We start from the raw sequence: 13,630 nt of genomic DNA, 5'->3' as shown, positions 1-13,630 counted from the left end.
TCAGGCGATGCTTTTGCGGTCACGCCATGCGGTGATGGCTGTGGCGATGATGATGATGAGGCCGACAACGACGCGCTGCCATGTGGTGTCCACCTTCATGATGATGAGCGAGTTCTTGACCATGACGAGCATGAAGACGCCCATCAGCGTTCCAAGAACCGTGCCGCGTCCGCCGAAGATCGACGCGCCACCCAGAACCACGGCTGCGATCACGTCTAGTTCAAGCCCGACGAAATCGCGTGGATTGGCAAGCCAGATCATCGAAGAATGCAGAAGGCCCGCGAAACCTGCGAGCGCTCCGGCCACGCAATAGACGAAGAAGATCGTGCGGCGTGTGTTGAAGCCGACGCGCTTTGCCGCTTCCGGCGAGCCGCCATAGGCGTAAACACTGCGCCCGATCATCGTATAATTGAGGATCAGGTGGATCAGCAGCGCCAGCGCCAGATAGACGAGGAACATCGCGGTCAGGCTAAAGGCGGTTCCGGCGGCATTGGTCAGCGAAACAACATCTGTCTTGCCAAACTCGATCAGTTCCTTCGGCATCTTGTTGATGTTGACGGTGCTTGTACCCACCAGACCAAGCACCAGTCCGCGTACGATGGAACCGGTGCCGAGCGTCACGATCAGCGGGATCATCTTGAAGCGATGGATGATGAAGCCATTGAACGCGCCGAGCAGCAGGCCGATCAGTGTCGCCGCCACGAACGGAATGAACACGCCGTCATAGCCGAGATAGACCATGGCGCGAACGGTCAGATACATGGCCGCGATGGCGAAAGCAGTAAACGATACGTCGATGCCGCCGGAAATCATCACCAGCAGAACGCCAAGCGCCATGATGCCGATGACGACATTGGAGCGCAGAAGGCCGAAGATATTGTCCAGCGACCAGAAAGCCGGATTGATGAGGCCGATAATGACCATCGCCGCGAATAACACGCAGGCAATGATGAATTCGGTACTGCGAAAAAACTTCATGTGCCGGTTCCTCAATTCAGCGTCTTGAGCCGGTCATTGACGGCATCTTCGGTCATGCTTTCACCGGAAAGTTCGTCGACGAAACGTCCGCGATGCATCACCAGCACACGATTGCAGTTCTGCACCAGCTCGGGCACATCGTCGGAAATCATCAGGACGGCGAGACCTTCATCACGGGCAAGCTTGCGGATGATATTGTGGATCTGCGCCTTGGAGCCGACATCGACACCGACAGTCGGCCCGTTGAGGATCAGCACTTTCGCGCCTGTCAAAAGCCAACGTGCCAGCACCACACGCTGGGCATTGCCGCCTGACAGGTGATTGACCGGCGTATGCGGACCGGGGGCAACGATATGCATCGCCGAAAACATGTCGCGCGTCGTGGTGCCAGCTTTCTTGCGGTCGATGAAGAGGCCACGCACGAATTTCTCAATCGATGTGACGATGATGTTGCGCTCGATCGATTGCGTCAGGAACAGGCCTTCCGTCAGGCGGTCTTCCGGCACATAGGCGACGCCGCAGGCAATCCCTTCCTGAACTGTTTTCGGATGGACTTGCTTGCCATCGATACGAACAGTGCCGGTGAAATCCGGCTTCATGCCGAAGAGTGCCAGTGCCAGTTCCGTACGGCCTGAGCCGATCAGCCCGGATATGCCGACGATCTCGCCCGCACTGAGAATGAGGCTGGCATTTTCCACCGAGCCTGGAACAGAAAGATTCGTGATTTCGAGGGTCGGATTGGCCGAAGCGCCTTCACGCGGGGTCCAGTGATAATGGCCCGATGTGAGTTCCTGACCGGTCATCGCGCGGGTGATCGACGGTTCATCGAAATCGGAAATCGGGCCTTCAGCAACCTTCTTGCCATTGCGGAAGACAGTCAGCCTTTCGCTGATTTCCAGCATCTCGCGCATCTTGTGGCTGACGAAAAGCACGGCGATGCCCTGTGCCTGGATATCGCGTACGATCTTGAACAACGCATCGACTTCATGCCGCGTCAGCGCGGTGGTCGGTTCATCCATGATGATGAGGCGGGCGTCAGCCATGACGGCGCGCGCAATCGCCACGATCTGCTTGCCCGATGTTGGCAGGCTGTCCACATCTGCATCGAGGTCGATGCTGACGCCGAGCCGTTCCAGCGCCTTTTGCGCCAGTTCGCGCACGCGCTTCCAGTCGACGCCTTTGCGGCCTTCGATGAGAAAGGTATTGATTGCCAGATTTTCGGCAACGGTCAGGTTTCCGAACAGCGAGAAGTCCTGATAGATCACCTGAATGCCGTGATGAACCGACTTGACCGGGTCGAGCTTGCCGACTGATTTTCCGTCGATCACTATCTCACCATCTTCCGGCGTATAGACGCCCGACATGACCTTGATGATAGTGGATTTGCCGGAGCCGTTTTCGCCCGCGAGGCAGTGGATTTCGCCGGGCTTTATGGCAAAGGAAACGTCGTCCAGTGCCCTGACACCACCGAAGCGTTTTCCGATATGGCGCAGTTCAATCAGGTTTTCACTCATGAGGGGCCTCGTGCAAGGCTGGAATGCAATTTGCCGGATGGGAGGGGCGTGAAGCTCCTCCCATCGAACATCCATGGATATTAGAAGTCGTACTTATCCATGTTTTCCTTGGTCACACCGACCCAGCCTGCACCATAGAGCAGGTTTGGCTTGGCAGCGTCCGGTGCCAACAGGCTTTCATAGCCCGGCAGACCGAGATTGAGACCGGCCTTGATCTGGTCGTTCTTCTTCTCAAGCGCTGCGACGGCCAGCATGTTCATGGCATAGCCTGCAACGGCAGGGTCCCAGAACTGGATGTACTGGACGTCGTCGTTCTTCAGATATTCACCAGCCACCGAAACGAGACCCGTACCTGCGAAGAAGACCTTGCCCTTGAGGCCGCCTTCGGCGATCAGGCGTCCGGCACCGGCAGAGGTCGGCATTGGCGCACCAAGAATACCCTTGATGTCCGGATAGGCGGTCATCGCCTCCTTGAGCTTGTTATAGTCGGTGTTGGCATCGTCATAGGTTTCGAGACGGCCAGTTGCTTCTGACATTTCCGGGAAGTTGGCCTTCTGGTATTCGACTGCACCGTCGATCCATTCCATCTGCGACTTCGAGGTCAGGCTGCCGACGGTCGTGACATACTTCCCCTTGCCGCCCATCGACTTGCCGAGTTCCTTCATGAGGTTGGCGCCATAGGCCTTGTTGTCGAAGGCTTCAATGTCGTAATCGACGTTCTGGATGTTGGATGCTTCGTGGCTGATGACCACGATGCCACGTTCACGTGCCTTCTTCAGAACCGGTTCAACGGCTTCGACCGAGAACGGCACGATGGCGATGGCGTCAACGCCCTGCGCGATCAGGTTCTCGACGATCTGGACCTGTGCCGCGGCATCCGCCTGGCTTGGACCGACCATCCAGACGTCATTGCCGGTATCTGCCTTGAACTGGTCGACGCCGTCACGCATACGGTCGAACCAGGCAATGCCATCGACCTTCACGACTGTCGCAATGGTGTACTTCTTGTCATTGGCAGTGGTGATCAGTTCCTTGTTGATCTTCGACGTATCAACGACGCCTTCTGCAAAAGCGTGCGGAATGGCCACGGACATGGCAATCGCCACGGATGCTAGAAATTTTTTCACCGGTGTTTCCTCCCTGGGAATTCTTTGGTCGCCTGCCCTTGATGGTTCAGACAACACAATTGTTGCTACGCTGACGCATCTCAGGAACGGTGAGTGCGTCGGCGTTTTCCTCCATGCCCGGCTTCCCGGCCGGGCGAAAATTCAATCTGGTTTCCCGCCTGTCTGACGTCCTCGAAGAATGGAATTCTGTTCGAGGCGTGCAATACCCTGTTGTCATATCCTCCCAACAATGCGAATTATAATGTTACAATCCGATCATTATGTTTGGATCGTTTCACATTTATGTTCAGCCTGTCAAGATCGGATGATCGCGTTGCGTGAAATGTGACGGACGTATAAACGGGGTGATCGGACCGGAAGAATGGGGACAGCGTGAGCAGAATCAGCCGTAAGGAAGAGCGGATTGCCGAGCTGGCGGCGTTGGTCGATGAAGCTGGTGTGCTTCGCCTGCGCGATGCGGCAGCGCGTCTTGGCGTTTCTGAAATGACGATCCGCCGAGATATCGGCAGTGACGGCGGGATGCTGAATTGTTTGGGTGGTTACATTATTCCCACACAGGACGGTATGAATGGCGATTATGTCTTTGATTTTGAAAAAGACAGCCACGCCAATGCCAAAGCACAGGCTTGTGCCGCAGCCGCAGCGTTGATCGAACCCTATGATACGGTTTTCATTGATTGCGGCACGACGATGCCACACCTTGCTCACCGCATCCCGCAGAACCAGCACATTACGGTTGTCTGCTACGCTCTCAATATAGCGGAAATCCTGTCGCAGCGCAGCGATGTGCGGCTTATCGTTCTCGGTGGGCTCTATCACCCGGAAGCGGCGTCATTTTCAGGAGATGAGGGGATCGACGTCCTGAAGCGCGTCAACATCAACAAGGCATTTCTGTCGGCTGGCGGTGTCGATGAGCAGCACGGTATCACCTGCTCGCACTTTCATGAAGTGCCAATCAAGCAGATGGCCATGCAGCGCGCTGTTGAAAAACATCTGGTCGTCGACAAGAGTAAATATGGCAAGGTCCGTGCCGCGCGCTTCGCGGGCATGTCCGACTTTACGTCGATTGTGTCGGGCTGAGATCAGCCCGCTGAACCAGAGTACAAACGTAATGAAAGGGCGGCATATGCCGCCCTTTCATCTTCACGACCTCTGGACCAGATCGCATAGCCCCCGCGCAACTTGATATTGGGCAATATCAGCCGAACGCGCCGCGCCGACCGGAAGAGATGGATGGCAAAAAATAGCGGTTGGGGCCTACGGCCAGACGCATGGAACCTGCATGATCCTGCGAGGCTGCCGGTTGGCTTTCGGTTTTGCTGGTGGTCGGCGTCGCAGCAAAAGCTCCTGTTACGAGCATTGCAAACGCTGCCGCAGAAATCAAAGTCGTCTTCATATCGTCCTCCAAATGCGTGGGCTGGTATGCGCCCACATGGTCACCACGAACGATAGTTGGAGGACTGCCGCACAAACAATACGGCAGATGTCGTATTTCGAAAGGTGCTATTCCACCGGCAGGCCGAGGCGAACCGCATAGGCGGTCAGTTCGGCACTGTTGTGCTTCCCAAGCTTGCGCATCAGGTTCTCACGGTGTTTTCTCGCAGTGGGAACGCTGATGCCCAGCCGCTCCGCAATCTCCCTTGTCGTGCTGCCACGCGGAATCAGCGCCAGAAACTGCATTTCTCTGCGGGTCAGGGCGACAGACATCGGCAGTTCGACGGCGGGAAGCGGATTACCTGCAGGGTGTTTCTCTGGGTGATGGGAAATCGTGGCTGGGACACCGTCCAGTTTTGCATTGCGTAACGAGCGGACTGCAGCTACCAGTTCGTCGGGATTGCCGTTCTTGGTGAGGTACAGATCCGCTCCGGCTTCGAGTGCCTTTTCGATGGACTGCCGGTCGGAACTGGCTGACAATATGATGATGTTTAATCGGGGGTAAGCCGTTCGGATTTCTTCGATGAATGCATAGCCCAGAAATCCTGGCATTCCGAGGTCCAGAACAAGTAGATCGCAAGGGCATCGCTTCAGCTCAAGTAACAGTGTGCCGTAATCCCTTGCTTCTCCCACGATTGAAGTGTCTTCTATCGTTGATAAAAGCATCTTCAGACCTTCCCGGACAACACTATGGTCATCGGCAAGTACGACTCTGTAAGTTCGGGACATGAACTTCCCCCGCGGCAACAATCCGGCTTCAATATCACATGACGATCCATCCCGCACAAATAAATAGCTCCGTCGATACGCCGCGGAAACTCGATGAAACCAGAATCCGTGAGGAACTGACCGGCATGCTCTACAAGCATTCAGCGGGTGTCCTCCTGACAAACCTGTTGGTGCCGGTGCCCGCATTCATCGTTTTCTGGGGCAAAGTTCCAGACTGGTGGCTTTGGACCTGGGCAGCTTCGGTCTACCTTCTGTCCATTATCCGGGTATTCGTGACGCGGGCCTTCTTTCGTCGGAAACAACCGATCCTCAATTCCGACCGATGGGCCTGGCTGGCTGCAGGTTTTTCCTGGTTGTCCGGGCTGAACTGGGGCATGCTCGGCTGGATCGGCTTCATGTCCGGCGAACCACATCTCCTCGCTTTCTCGATCATTGTCATGACCGGGCTTGCCTGTGGCTCGGTTCCTACGGGCTCGGCTTTCCCGCCCTCCGTGATTGGCTCACTGTTCACCACAGTGCTGCCGGTAACGATCTTCTGCCTGCAGGCGGGTGGTGGTGTTTATAATGCCTATCTCTTTCTCATCGTGTGTCTGGTGGCGATCAATCTCCAGCACTGTCGGGTGACCTATCGCGATCTCTGGGAAACCATTCGTCTGCGTTTCGAAAACTCGGCGCTTGTGGACGAACTGAGAAGCGAAAGAGACAGGGCTTCGGCGGCCGATCAGGCGAAGACGCGATTTCTCGCTGCGGCAAGCCATGATTTGCGCCAGCCGGTCCATGCGCTGGGGCTGTTTAACTCCACACTTGCCGCACTTGCGTCCAGGGAGACGGTTGCCGCAACTGCAGCGCGACAGATTTCGGATAATATCAAGCGCGTCGTGGGCAGCCTGAGCGACCTCCTCAATGCGCTGCTCGATGTTTCACGACTGGATGCACAGCTCGTCGTGCCCAACAGGCAGGCGGTTTCGATCAACCGGATTTTTGAAGAAGTGCAGCATGAATTCGCAAGTGAAGCGGCTGAAAAGAAGCTCCACCTTCGTATCGTGCCGACTTCGCTTTCCTGTGACAGCGATCCCACGCTTTTGAAGCAGATTCTCGCCAATCTCCTTTCCAACGCAATCAAATATACCGATCAGGGGCGCATCCTGGTCGGCTGTCGGCACCGGGGCCGTGAAATCGAAATTCAGGTGCTCGACACAGGCATCGGAATTCCACAAGAAAAGCATGGTCTCATTTTCGAGGAATTCGTGCAGCTCGATAATTTCGAGCGCAATCGCGACAAGGGACTAGGGCTTGGACTGTCGATCATCAAACGAACGGCGGCACTTTTGCGCCATCCAATCCGGCTTGTCTCAGGGTTCGGGAAGGGATCGTTGTTTTCTGTAACGGTGCCCCGCGCCGAAAAGGTGGGAGAGCGGACAACATCGTCAACTGCGCAGGGAGGTATCCGCAATATCATAGTCATCGATGACGAGCCTGCCGTTCTGGATGCGCTTTGCGGGTTGCTTTCGGTGCTTGGACATAGGGTTCATGCCGGGCCGACTGCGGCGGCGGCCTATCGATCCTATCAGACATCTGAAGTGGCTGGGGAGCCAGATCTGTTGATCGTGGATTATCGGTTGCAAGGCCAGACGACCGGAACAGAAGCTGCGGGCGAAATATTCGCTCTGCTGAAGCGGGCCTTGCCGGTGATCATCCTGACAGGCGATACCTCGCCGGAAAGACTTCGCGAGGCATCTGCCAGCGGCTATCTGCTGCTGCACAAGCCGATTGACCCCGAAAGACTGGTTGCAGCTATTCGCGAAAGGGTCAGGGACTGACTTTCACTTTTCCTGCCGGATCAGCAGACCTTCCAGAAACGTCCGGAACGCCTTGACCGCCCTCTTCGATGTGGTTTCCGGATCGTCTGAATTGGCAATCCATTGTGCCGCAGCACTGCTCGCCGCATTGATCAGCCGCGCGGCGGCTTCCGGGTCAATATCAACAATGACACCATCTTTTCGTAGGGCGTCGAGACCTGTGGTGATCGTGCGAATACAGCCGTTGGCACTCGGCCAACTGGACGGATCGCCGAAAACCGCCGGCCCGTCGCGAAACATGATCCGCTGGATTTCCGGTTCGAGCGCCATCTCGATATAAGCCGTATTCTCTTCGACAAACCCCTGCCAGCGGTCGGGCGCTTTGGCAGAAATCATGCACAATCTCGCGGCCATCTCGCAATCAATTTCGTTGATCACGGCCTGCAGAAGGCCCTTCTTGTCACCGAAATGATGATAGAGCGCGCCGCGTGTCAATCCGGCGGAGGCGGTAAAATCATCCATCGAAGCTTCGGCATAACCAACGTTTCCAAAAGCCTTGCGGCCCGCAGCCAACAGCTTCGTCCTCGTTTCAGCAATCATTTCGCTTCGCGGTTTACGCATCATAGTTCCTTTTATTTGCATACGCTGCGTATATTAGTTGACATACGCCGCGTATCAATTATTTAATTAACATACGGACCGTATGCAAGTGTAGTAATTTTCCCTTTCAAGGACCCACTCCGATGTCCAATCCATATAGAGAAATTTTCAGCGCTCCAGGCGCTATCGGCTTTTCGGCGGCGGCCTTCTTCGCCCGTCTTCCCATCGCGATGGCCCCTGTCGGCATCGTGGCCATGCTTGCGCAGACGCACGGCGAATATTGGCTGGCTGGCGCCGTGTCTGCCACCTTCGCGCTCACGAATGCATTCATATCGCCGCAGATTTCACGCCTTGTCGACCGTTACGGACAAAGCCGCATCGTCATGCCTGCCACAATCGTTTCGGTGATAGCCTTCGTCTTTCTGCTCGTAGCGACAAATCAGGGCTGGGCAAACTGGACATTGTTCGTCTCGGCATTTTTTGCCGGTGCCATGCCCAGTATCCCGGCAATGGTCCGGGCAAGATGGACGGAAATTTTCCGCAACCGCCCCGAACTGAACACCGCTTTCGCGTTCGAGTCGGCGGCGGATGAACTGGTCTATATTTCAGGCGCGTCCCTTTCCGTGGCGCTGGCGGTGTCCCTGTTCCCCGAAGCGGGGATGCTGATCAGCACGGCTTTTCTGGCCGTGGGCACGATCGCCTTCCTCCTGCAGCGTTCCAGTGAACCGCCGGTTCGTGCGCTCGATCAAGACAGCCCGCAACGTTCCGCTATCTGGTCGCGTCCCGTTCAGATCATCACGCTGGCACTTATCTTCGTCGGCTCGACCTTTGCGACAGCCGAAGTCAGTGCTGTAGCGATCACAAGCGAGCTTGGTCAGCCCGGTGCGGCCAGCCTTGTGATCGGTGTCTATGCCATCGGTTCGTTTCTTGTGGGGATAACGCTCGGTGCATTGTCGCTTCGTATGCCCCTGCAGCGCCAGTTGATGATTGCCGTCAGCGTGCTGGCACTGACTGCCTTGCCATTACCCTTCGCGGGCACATCGACCACGCTTCTTGCCGTGGCGGTGTTCGTCAGCGGCGTTGCGATTTCTCCGACATTCATCACGGCCTTCGGCCTTATCGAACGCCGCGTGCCTGAGACGATGCTGACGGAAGGCATTACCTGGGTCATGACCGGCATCGGCATCGGAATGGCGTTTGGTGCGTTCGTTTCCGGTTGGGTGGTCGACAATTTCGGTGCAGCAAACGGCTTCTGGGTTTCTGTTGTCGCCAGCCTGAGCGCGGTTGCAACCGTCGCGCTTGGTCAAGTCAGCCTGTCCGGCACGCGGGAAGCAGCCGAATGCGACGCGCTGTGCGCAGCAGAAGCGGCAGAGTAGCTAGATAGGGACGAGCGGGTAAGGCCCGCTCGTCAATCTCCGTAAATACGGTTTTCCAGCGGTGTGGAAGCGATCAATCCCCTCAATCCGGCCAGCATGGCTTTCTCGGCCTTGTTGAGATTGGTTTCCGGATTGTGGATCAGGAAAACATCGATGGCGGGCGGGTTGTCGTAAGGCGGCAAACGCCAGAGAAGGCCGTCATCAATCTCGCGTCGCGCCACGTGCAGCGGAAGCGGACCGATGCCAAGGCCGGTAATGATCATCCGGCGCACTTCTTCAAGGCTCGACGAGGTGCCGACGACATCCGGTGAAAGCCGCGCCTCACTGCGCAGCAGAGCTACCGGGCGCAGCGCGTCAGCAATGTGGTCGGTCTGGAATGAAACCGACGGTTCTCCCTTCAGATCGGCAAGCGTCAGTCCGGACTGGCCGAACATCCGGTGCCGGGGCCCGCAGAAAAAGCCGAAGAATTCACGATAGACCATGGTGTAGTCGAGCGCCGGATCACGATTGCTCACCAGCCCAAGACCGAAAGAAGCGCGCTTCTCTCGAACCAGTCGAGCAACTTCGGTGCTGGCGGAAACATTGATTGTCAGCGTCGCTCGCGGATGCTGTTCATGAAAAAGCCCAAGTGCCCGGTCGAAGATCGGCGAAACAATGTGACTGGCCACCGATATGGTGACATGGCCGGTGACATCGTCACCGACCCCACGCACAAGCTGCGGCAGTTGCGAAATAGCGCCGAAGACTTCGATGCTCTGTTCATAGAGCAGTTTGCCGACTTCGGTCAGCTCAAAATGGGTGGCGTCACGCTCCACCAGTCGCTGGCCGATGCGGTCTTCCAGCCGGCGCAGCGCATTGCTCACACTTGGTTGCTTGAGATTGAGCCGTTCCGCAGCGCGGGTGATGCTTTTCACTTCAGCAATCACCACGAAACTGCGCAGAAGGTTCCAGTCCAGATCCCAGACAAGGCGCTCGGGGCGGTGCAGCGACATGGCTTTATCCATTCATGAAATCTATGCAATCCATTCCCATTATCTATTTGCGAAATGTATCCATAAAAGCAATCATGAAAATTGGGAGGCATCAAATAGCCTCAAGAAAAACAAACAAGAGGAAGTCGGGAACAGCATGTTTAACAAATTCACGGGTTTCATTGCCGCTGCTGCGATTGCCGCCAACGCAGTTTTTGCGGTTGCACCCGCACTGGCGGATGATCTTGAAAAGATCAAGGCATCGGGCGAACTGAAGATCGCCATGAGCGGCCAGTACCCGCCGTTCAATTTCGTCAATGAGAAGAACGAAGTCGTGGGTTTCGATGCCTCCATCGGTTCGGCGATTGCCGAGCGCATGCAGCTGAAGCCGCAGCTCATCACCACGGCCTGGGACGGTATCGTTGCCGGTCTACGGGCGGGCAAGTTCGATACGGTGGTCGGCTCCATGACGATCACGCCGGAACGCGAGAAGGCAGTGGACTTCGTGGGACCATATTATCACGCGGGCCGCGCGGTTTTCGTGAAGGAAGATTCCGCTGTTCAGAAGCTCGACGATCTCAAGGGCAAGACACTGGGCGTGACGCTTGGTGAAACCCATGAGAAGTGGGCGCGTGAACTGGGTGGCTGGACCATTCGCACCTATAAGGGTCTGCCGGAACTGATGCTTGAACTGAATTCGGGTCGTGTCGACGCCATTGTCGTCGACAACATCCCGGTCATGGTGGCGATCAAGGAAACCGGACAGAAAGTCCGCAAGCTCGATACGCCGGACATTGAAGGCGGCAGCGTTGCAATCGGTATCGCCATTCGCAAGAACAATCCCGAGCTGAAGGCAGCGATGCAGAAAGCTCTCGACGAGATCATGGCCGATGGCACCTACGAGAAGATCTCGATGCAATGGGTCGGCAGCGACATTCGCTGATATGTCGTCATCCCGGCCCGGCACATGTCCGGGCCGGTTGAGAACCGATTGACCGGAGTTTTCCGATGGATTTTGCGTTGATGCAGCGCGTCCTCCCGTTCTTTCTGGAGGCGGCATGGGTAACTGTGCAAATTTCCGCGCTGGCCCTGATCCTGGGCCTTGCGGTGGCTGCAATACTCGTGGCGGGCCGCCTGTCCCGCTCCCCTATTTTGCGGGGACTTGCAGCTGCCTATGTCAGTGTCTTTCGCGGCACGCCTTGCCTTGTGCAGCTCTTCATTCTCTATTTCGGCGGTCCGCAGATCGGCATCAATCTGGAACCGTTTGCTGCTGGCGTTATCGGACTTGGGCTGAACATCGGCGCCTATATGTCGGAATCGATCCGTGGAGCGATCCAGAGCGTCGATCGCGGCCAGAGCGAAGCCGCGCGCTCCATCGGCTTCGGGCGTGGCCAGACCATGCGGTTCGTCGTGCTGCCGCAGGCCGCTCGCCTCATGATCCGTCCACTGGGCGTCAACGCTATTGCCCTTTTGAAGGGTTCGGCGCTGGTCTCGACCATTTCGGTGGTTGAGCTGACTTATACGGCGCAGCGTTTCATCGGTTCGACCTACAAACCGTTCGAGATTTTCGGCGTTGCAGCCGTTCTCTACATGATCATCATCTATATCGTGGCGCGCGGGGTCGATCTCCTCGACAAGCGCTTCGCGGCGCAGTGAGGGAGGACTGGATGCAAGCTCTCGATTTCAGCATCGTCACTCCCTATACGGATCTGCTTCTGACCGGCCTTTGGTGGACGCTGGTTCTGACCGTCGCCTCCGCATCCTTAAGCTTCGTGCTCGGGATCGCATTTGCGCTGGTGGTGCTTTATGCGCCTGCCATTCTTGCATGGCCGGTACGGTTCTTCATGTGGCTGTTCATGGGAACGCCGCTTCTGCTGCAACTGTTCCTGATCTATTTCGGACTGGTTCAGATCGGCATCAATATTCCCGCCCTCGGCGCCGGCATTATCGGCCTTAGCCTGCATTTCGCGGTCTATAATGCCGACATCATCCGGGCAGGCATTGTGGCTGTCGATCCCGGCCAGATGGAAGGCGCCCGTTCCATCGGTTTCAGCCACGGTCAGGCTTTGCGTTATGTTGTCATTCCGCAGGCGATCCGCAACACGATCCCGCCCATTGGCAACAACATGATCGTTCTTCTGAAGGACACGTCGCTGGTTTCGATCATCGGCATTGCTGAACTGGTGCACAGCGCCCAGCTTGCCATCAGCGAAACCTTCAGCCCGTTTGAATTCTATATCACCGTCGCGGCCATCTATTATGTGGTCAATCTCGTCCTCGAGGCAGGCCTGCGGCGCATTGAAAGAAAAGTGGAGGGCACGCGATGAGCAGCTCCAAATCTGCAAAACCGATGGTCGAAGTAAAGGATGCCCGCAAGGCTTACGGCGCGCTGGAAGTCCTGAAAGGCATCGACCTTTCAGTGGCGCGCGGCCAGATCGTGGCGATCATCGGTCCCAGCGGTTCCGGCAAAAGCACGCTTCTGCGTTCGATCAACCACCTGGAAACACTGAATGGCGGTGAAGTCTGGCTCGACGGCGTGCAGGTCAACCAGTCACTGGCAGGACAGGCATTTGAAAAGCACATCAATGCGGTGCGTCAGCAGATGGGCATGGTGTTTCAGCACTTCAATCTATTCCCGCATCTGACGGTGCTGGAAAACATCACGCTCGGTCCGATCAAGCTGAAAGGCATGGGCAAGGACGCGGCCCGCACACTGGCGCTGGAGCTTTTGTCGAAGGTGGGGCTTGCCGACAAGATCGACGTCTACCCTTCGCGCCTGTCGGGCGGTCAGAAGCAGCGCGTGGCCATTGCGCGAGCGCTCGCCATGCAGCCGAAGGTGATGCTGTTCGACGAGGCTACTTCGGCGCTCGATCCCGAGCTGGTGGACGAAGTCAATGCCGTCATGAAGCAGCTTGCCGCCGAACATATGACGATGCTGATCGTCACGCACGAGATGCGCTTTGCGGGTGAGGTTGCCGACCGCATTCTGTTCATGGATGGCGGCGTGGTGGTGGAAGAGGGACCGCCGGATCAGATTTTGAGCAATCCGGTGCAGGAGCGTACCCGCTCCTTCCTCAAGAAATATCTGGCTGCCTGAGGTAT

Annotated in this window: 14 protein-coding genes; 7 read left to right on the top strand and 7 right to left on the bottom strand. The window is 56.7% G+C overall.

What is annotated here, in order from left to right; all coding sequences use genetic code 11:
- The 3 genes from LJ361_RS09395 to LJ361_RS09385 form a co-directional block, all read right to left on the bottom strand.
- Entirely contained in the window at positions 1-978 is a 978-nt protein-coding gene (locus LJ361_RS09395) for an ABC transporter permease (protein WP_010660798.1), read from the bottom strand.
- An 11-nt stretch (positions 979-989) separates the two neighbouring features.
- Positions 990-2,492, bottom strand: coding sequence for a sugar ABC transporter ATP-binding protein (locus LJ361_RS09390; RefSeq protein ID WP_151614572.1), 1,503 nt, complete (start codon positions 2,490-2,492; stop codon positions 990-992).
- A gap of 80 nt (positions 2,493-2,572) precedes the next feature.
- Positions 2,573-3,619, bottom strand: a complete 1,047-nt coding sequence (locus tag LJ361_RS09385; protein ID WP_010660800.1) for an autoinducer 2 ABC transporter substrate-binding protein — start codon at positions 3,617-3,619, stop codon at positions 2,573-2,575.
- A gap of 372 nt (positions 3,620-3,991) precedes the next feature.
- On the opposite strand from LJ361_RS09385, the gene LJ361_RS09380 reads away from it, so the two are divergent.
- Positions 3,992-4,699, top strand: a complete 708-nt coding sequence (locus tag LJ361_RS09380; protein WP_029376190.1) for a DeoR/GlpR family DNA-binding transcription regulator — start codon at positions 3,992-3,994, stop codon at positions 4,697-4,699.
- A 118-nt stretch (positions 4,700-4,817) separates the two neighbouring features.
- Here the strand turns inward: LJ361_RS09380 and LJ361_RS09375 are convergent, their stop codons facing one another.
- The gene (locus tag LJ361_RS09375; RefSeq protein ID WP_010660802.1) at positions 4,818-5,015 is read right to left on the bottom strand and encodes a hypothetical protein; all 198 of its coding nucleotides are present in this window, start codon (positions 5,013-5,015) and stop codon (positions 4,818-4,820) included.
- Positions 5,016-5,122: 107 nt separating this feature from the next.
- Positions 5,123-5,719 carry a response regulator gene (locus tag LJ361_RS09370; RefSeq protein ID WP_235924402.1) on the bottom strand — a complete coding sequence of 199 codons (597 nt, stop codon included), beginning with the start codon at positions 5,717-5,719 and terminating at the stop codon, positions 5,123-5,125.
- A 101-nt stretch (positions 5,720-5,820) separates the two neighbouring features.
- On the opposite strand from LJ361_RS09370, the gene LJ361_RS09365 reads away from it, so the two are divergent.
- A complete protein-coding gene (locus tag LJ361_RS09365; RefSeq protein WP_051517829.1) occupies positions 5,821-7,602 on the top strand; it encodes a hybrid sensor histidine kinase/response regulator in 1,782 nt (593 codons plus the stop codon).
- A gap of 3 nt (positions 7,603-7,605) precedes the next feature.
- Here LJ361_RS09365 and LJ361_RS09360 read toward each other — a convergent pair whose 3' ends face one another.
- Positions 7,606-8,202, bottom strand: coding sequence for a TetR/AcrR family transcriptional regulator (locus tag LJ361_RS09360; RefSeq protein WP_010660805.1), 597 nt, complete (start codon positions 8,200-8,202; stop codon positions 7,606-7,608).
- 122 nt (positions 8,203-8,324) lie between these two features.
- Between LJ361_RS09360 and LJ361_RS09355 the strand changes: the two genes are divergently transcribed.
- A complete protein-coding gene (locus LJ361_RS09355; protein ID WP_036582445.1) occupies positions 8,325-9,557 on the top strand; it encodes an MFS transporter in 1,233 nt (410 codons plus the stop codon).
- A gap of 32 nt (positions 9,558-9,589) precedes the next feature.
- Here the strand turns inward: LJ361_RS09355 and LJ361_RS09350 are convergent, their stop codons facing one another.
- Complete coding sequence (locus tag LJ361_RS09350) at positions 9,590-10,549, bottom strand: LysR family transcriptional regulator (RefSeq protein WP_036587095.1); 960 nt, start codon at positions 10,547-10,549, stop codon at positions 9,590-9,592.
- Positions 10,550-10,685: 136 nt separating this feature from the next.
- On the opposite strand from LJ361_RS09350, the gene LJ361_RS09345 reads away from it, so the two are divergent.
- From LJ361_RS09345 to LJ361_RS09330, 4 genes are all read left to right on the top strand, one after another.
- On the top strand, positions 10,686-11,471 hold the full coding sequence (locus tag LJ361_RS09345; RefSeq protein ID WP_209418664.1) for an ABC transporter substrate-binding protein: 786 nt from the start codon (positions 10,686-10,688) through the stop codon (positions 11,469-11,471).
- A gap of 65 nt (positions 11,472-11,536) precedes the next feature.
- On the top strand, positions 11,537-12,184 hold the full coding sequence (locus tag LJ361_RS09340) for an amino acid ABC transporter permease (RefSeq protein WP_010660809.1): 648 nt from the start codon (positions 11,537-11,539) through the stop codon (positions 12,182-12,184).
- Between the two features lie 11 nt (positions 12,185-12,195).
- Entirely contained in the window at positions 12,196-12,855 is a 660-nt protein-coding gene (locus LJ361_RS09335) for an amino acid ABC transporter permease (RefSeq protein WP_094515014.1), read from the top strand.
- Positions 12,856-12,878: 23 nt separating this feature from the next.
- Positions 12,879-13,625: an amino acid ABC transporter ATP-binding protein gene (locus LJ361_RS09330; protein WP_209419077.1), complete on the top strand. Its 747-nt coding sequence runs from the start codon at positions 12,879-12,881 to the stop codon at positions 13,623-13,625.
- Positions 13,626-13,630 lie beyond the last annotated feature (5 nt).

Source organism: Brucella sp. JSBI001 (assembly GCF_026014005.1).
Taxonomy (GTDB): domain Bacteria; phylum Pseudomonadota; class Alphaproteobacteria; order Rhizobiales; family Rhizobiaceae; genus Brucella; species Brucella anthropi.
This window is presented reverse-complemented; position numbering and strand designations above follow the sequence as displayed.

Coding starts and splice junctions, on each gene's coding strand:
- LJ361_RS09395 (WP_010660798.1), bottom strand. CDS start 978: ATGAAGTTTTTTCGCAGTACCGAATTCATCATTGCCTGCGTGTTATTC.
- LJ361_RS09390 (WP_151614572.1), bottom strand. CDS start 2,492: ATGAGTGAAAACCTGATTGAACTGCGCCATATCGGAAAACGCTTCGGT.
- LJ361_RS09375 (WP_010660802.1), bottom strand. CDS start 5,015: ATGAAGACGACTTTGATTTCTGCGGCAGCGTTTGCAATGCTCGTAACA.
- LJ361_RS09370 (WP_235924402.1), bottom strand. CDS start 5,719: ATGCTTTTATCAACGATAGAAGACACTTCAATCGTGGGAGAAGCAAGG.
- LJ361_RS09365 (WP_051517829.1), top strand. CDS start 5,821: ATGACGATCCATCCCGCACAAATAAATAGCTCCGTCGATACGCCGCGG.
- LJ361_RS09360 (WP_010660805.1), bottom strand. CDS start 8,202: ATGCGTAAACCGCGAAGCGAAATGATTGCTGAAACGAGGACGAAGCTG.
- LJ361_RS09355 (WP_036582445.1), top strand. CDS start 8,325: ATGTCCAATCCATATAGAGAAATTTTCAGCGCTCCAGGCGCTATCGGC.
- LJ361_RS09350 (WP_036587095.1), bottom strand. CDS start 10,549: ATGTCGCTGCACCGCCCCGAGCGCCTTGTCTGGGATCTGGACTGGAAC.
- LJ361_RS09345 (WP_209418664.1), top strand. CDS start 10,686: ATGTTTAACAAATTCACGGGTTTCATTGCCGCTGCTGCGATTGCCGCC.
- LJ361_RS09340 (WP_010660809.1), top strand. CDS start 11,537: ATGGATTTTGCGTTGATGCAGCGCGTCCTCCCGTTCTTTCTGGAGGCG.
- LJ361_RS09335 (WP_094515014.1), top strand. CDS start 12,196: ATGCAAGCTCTCGATTTCAGCATCGTCACTCCCTATACGGATCTGCTT.
- LJ361_RS09330 (WP_209419077.1), top strand. CDS start 12,879: ATGGTCGAAGTAAAGGATGCCCGCAAGGCTTACGGCGCGCTGGAAGTC.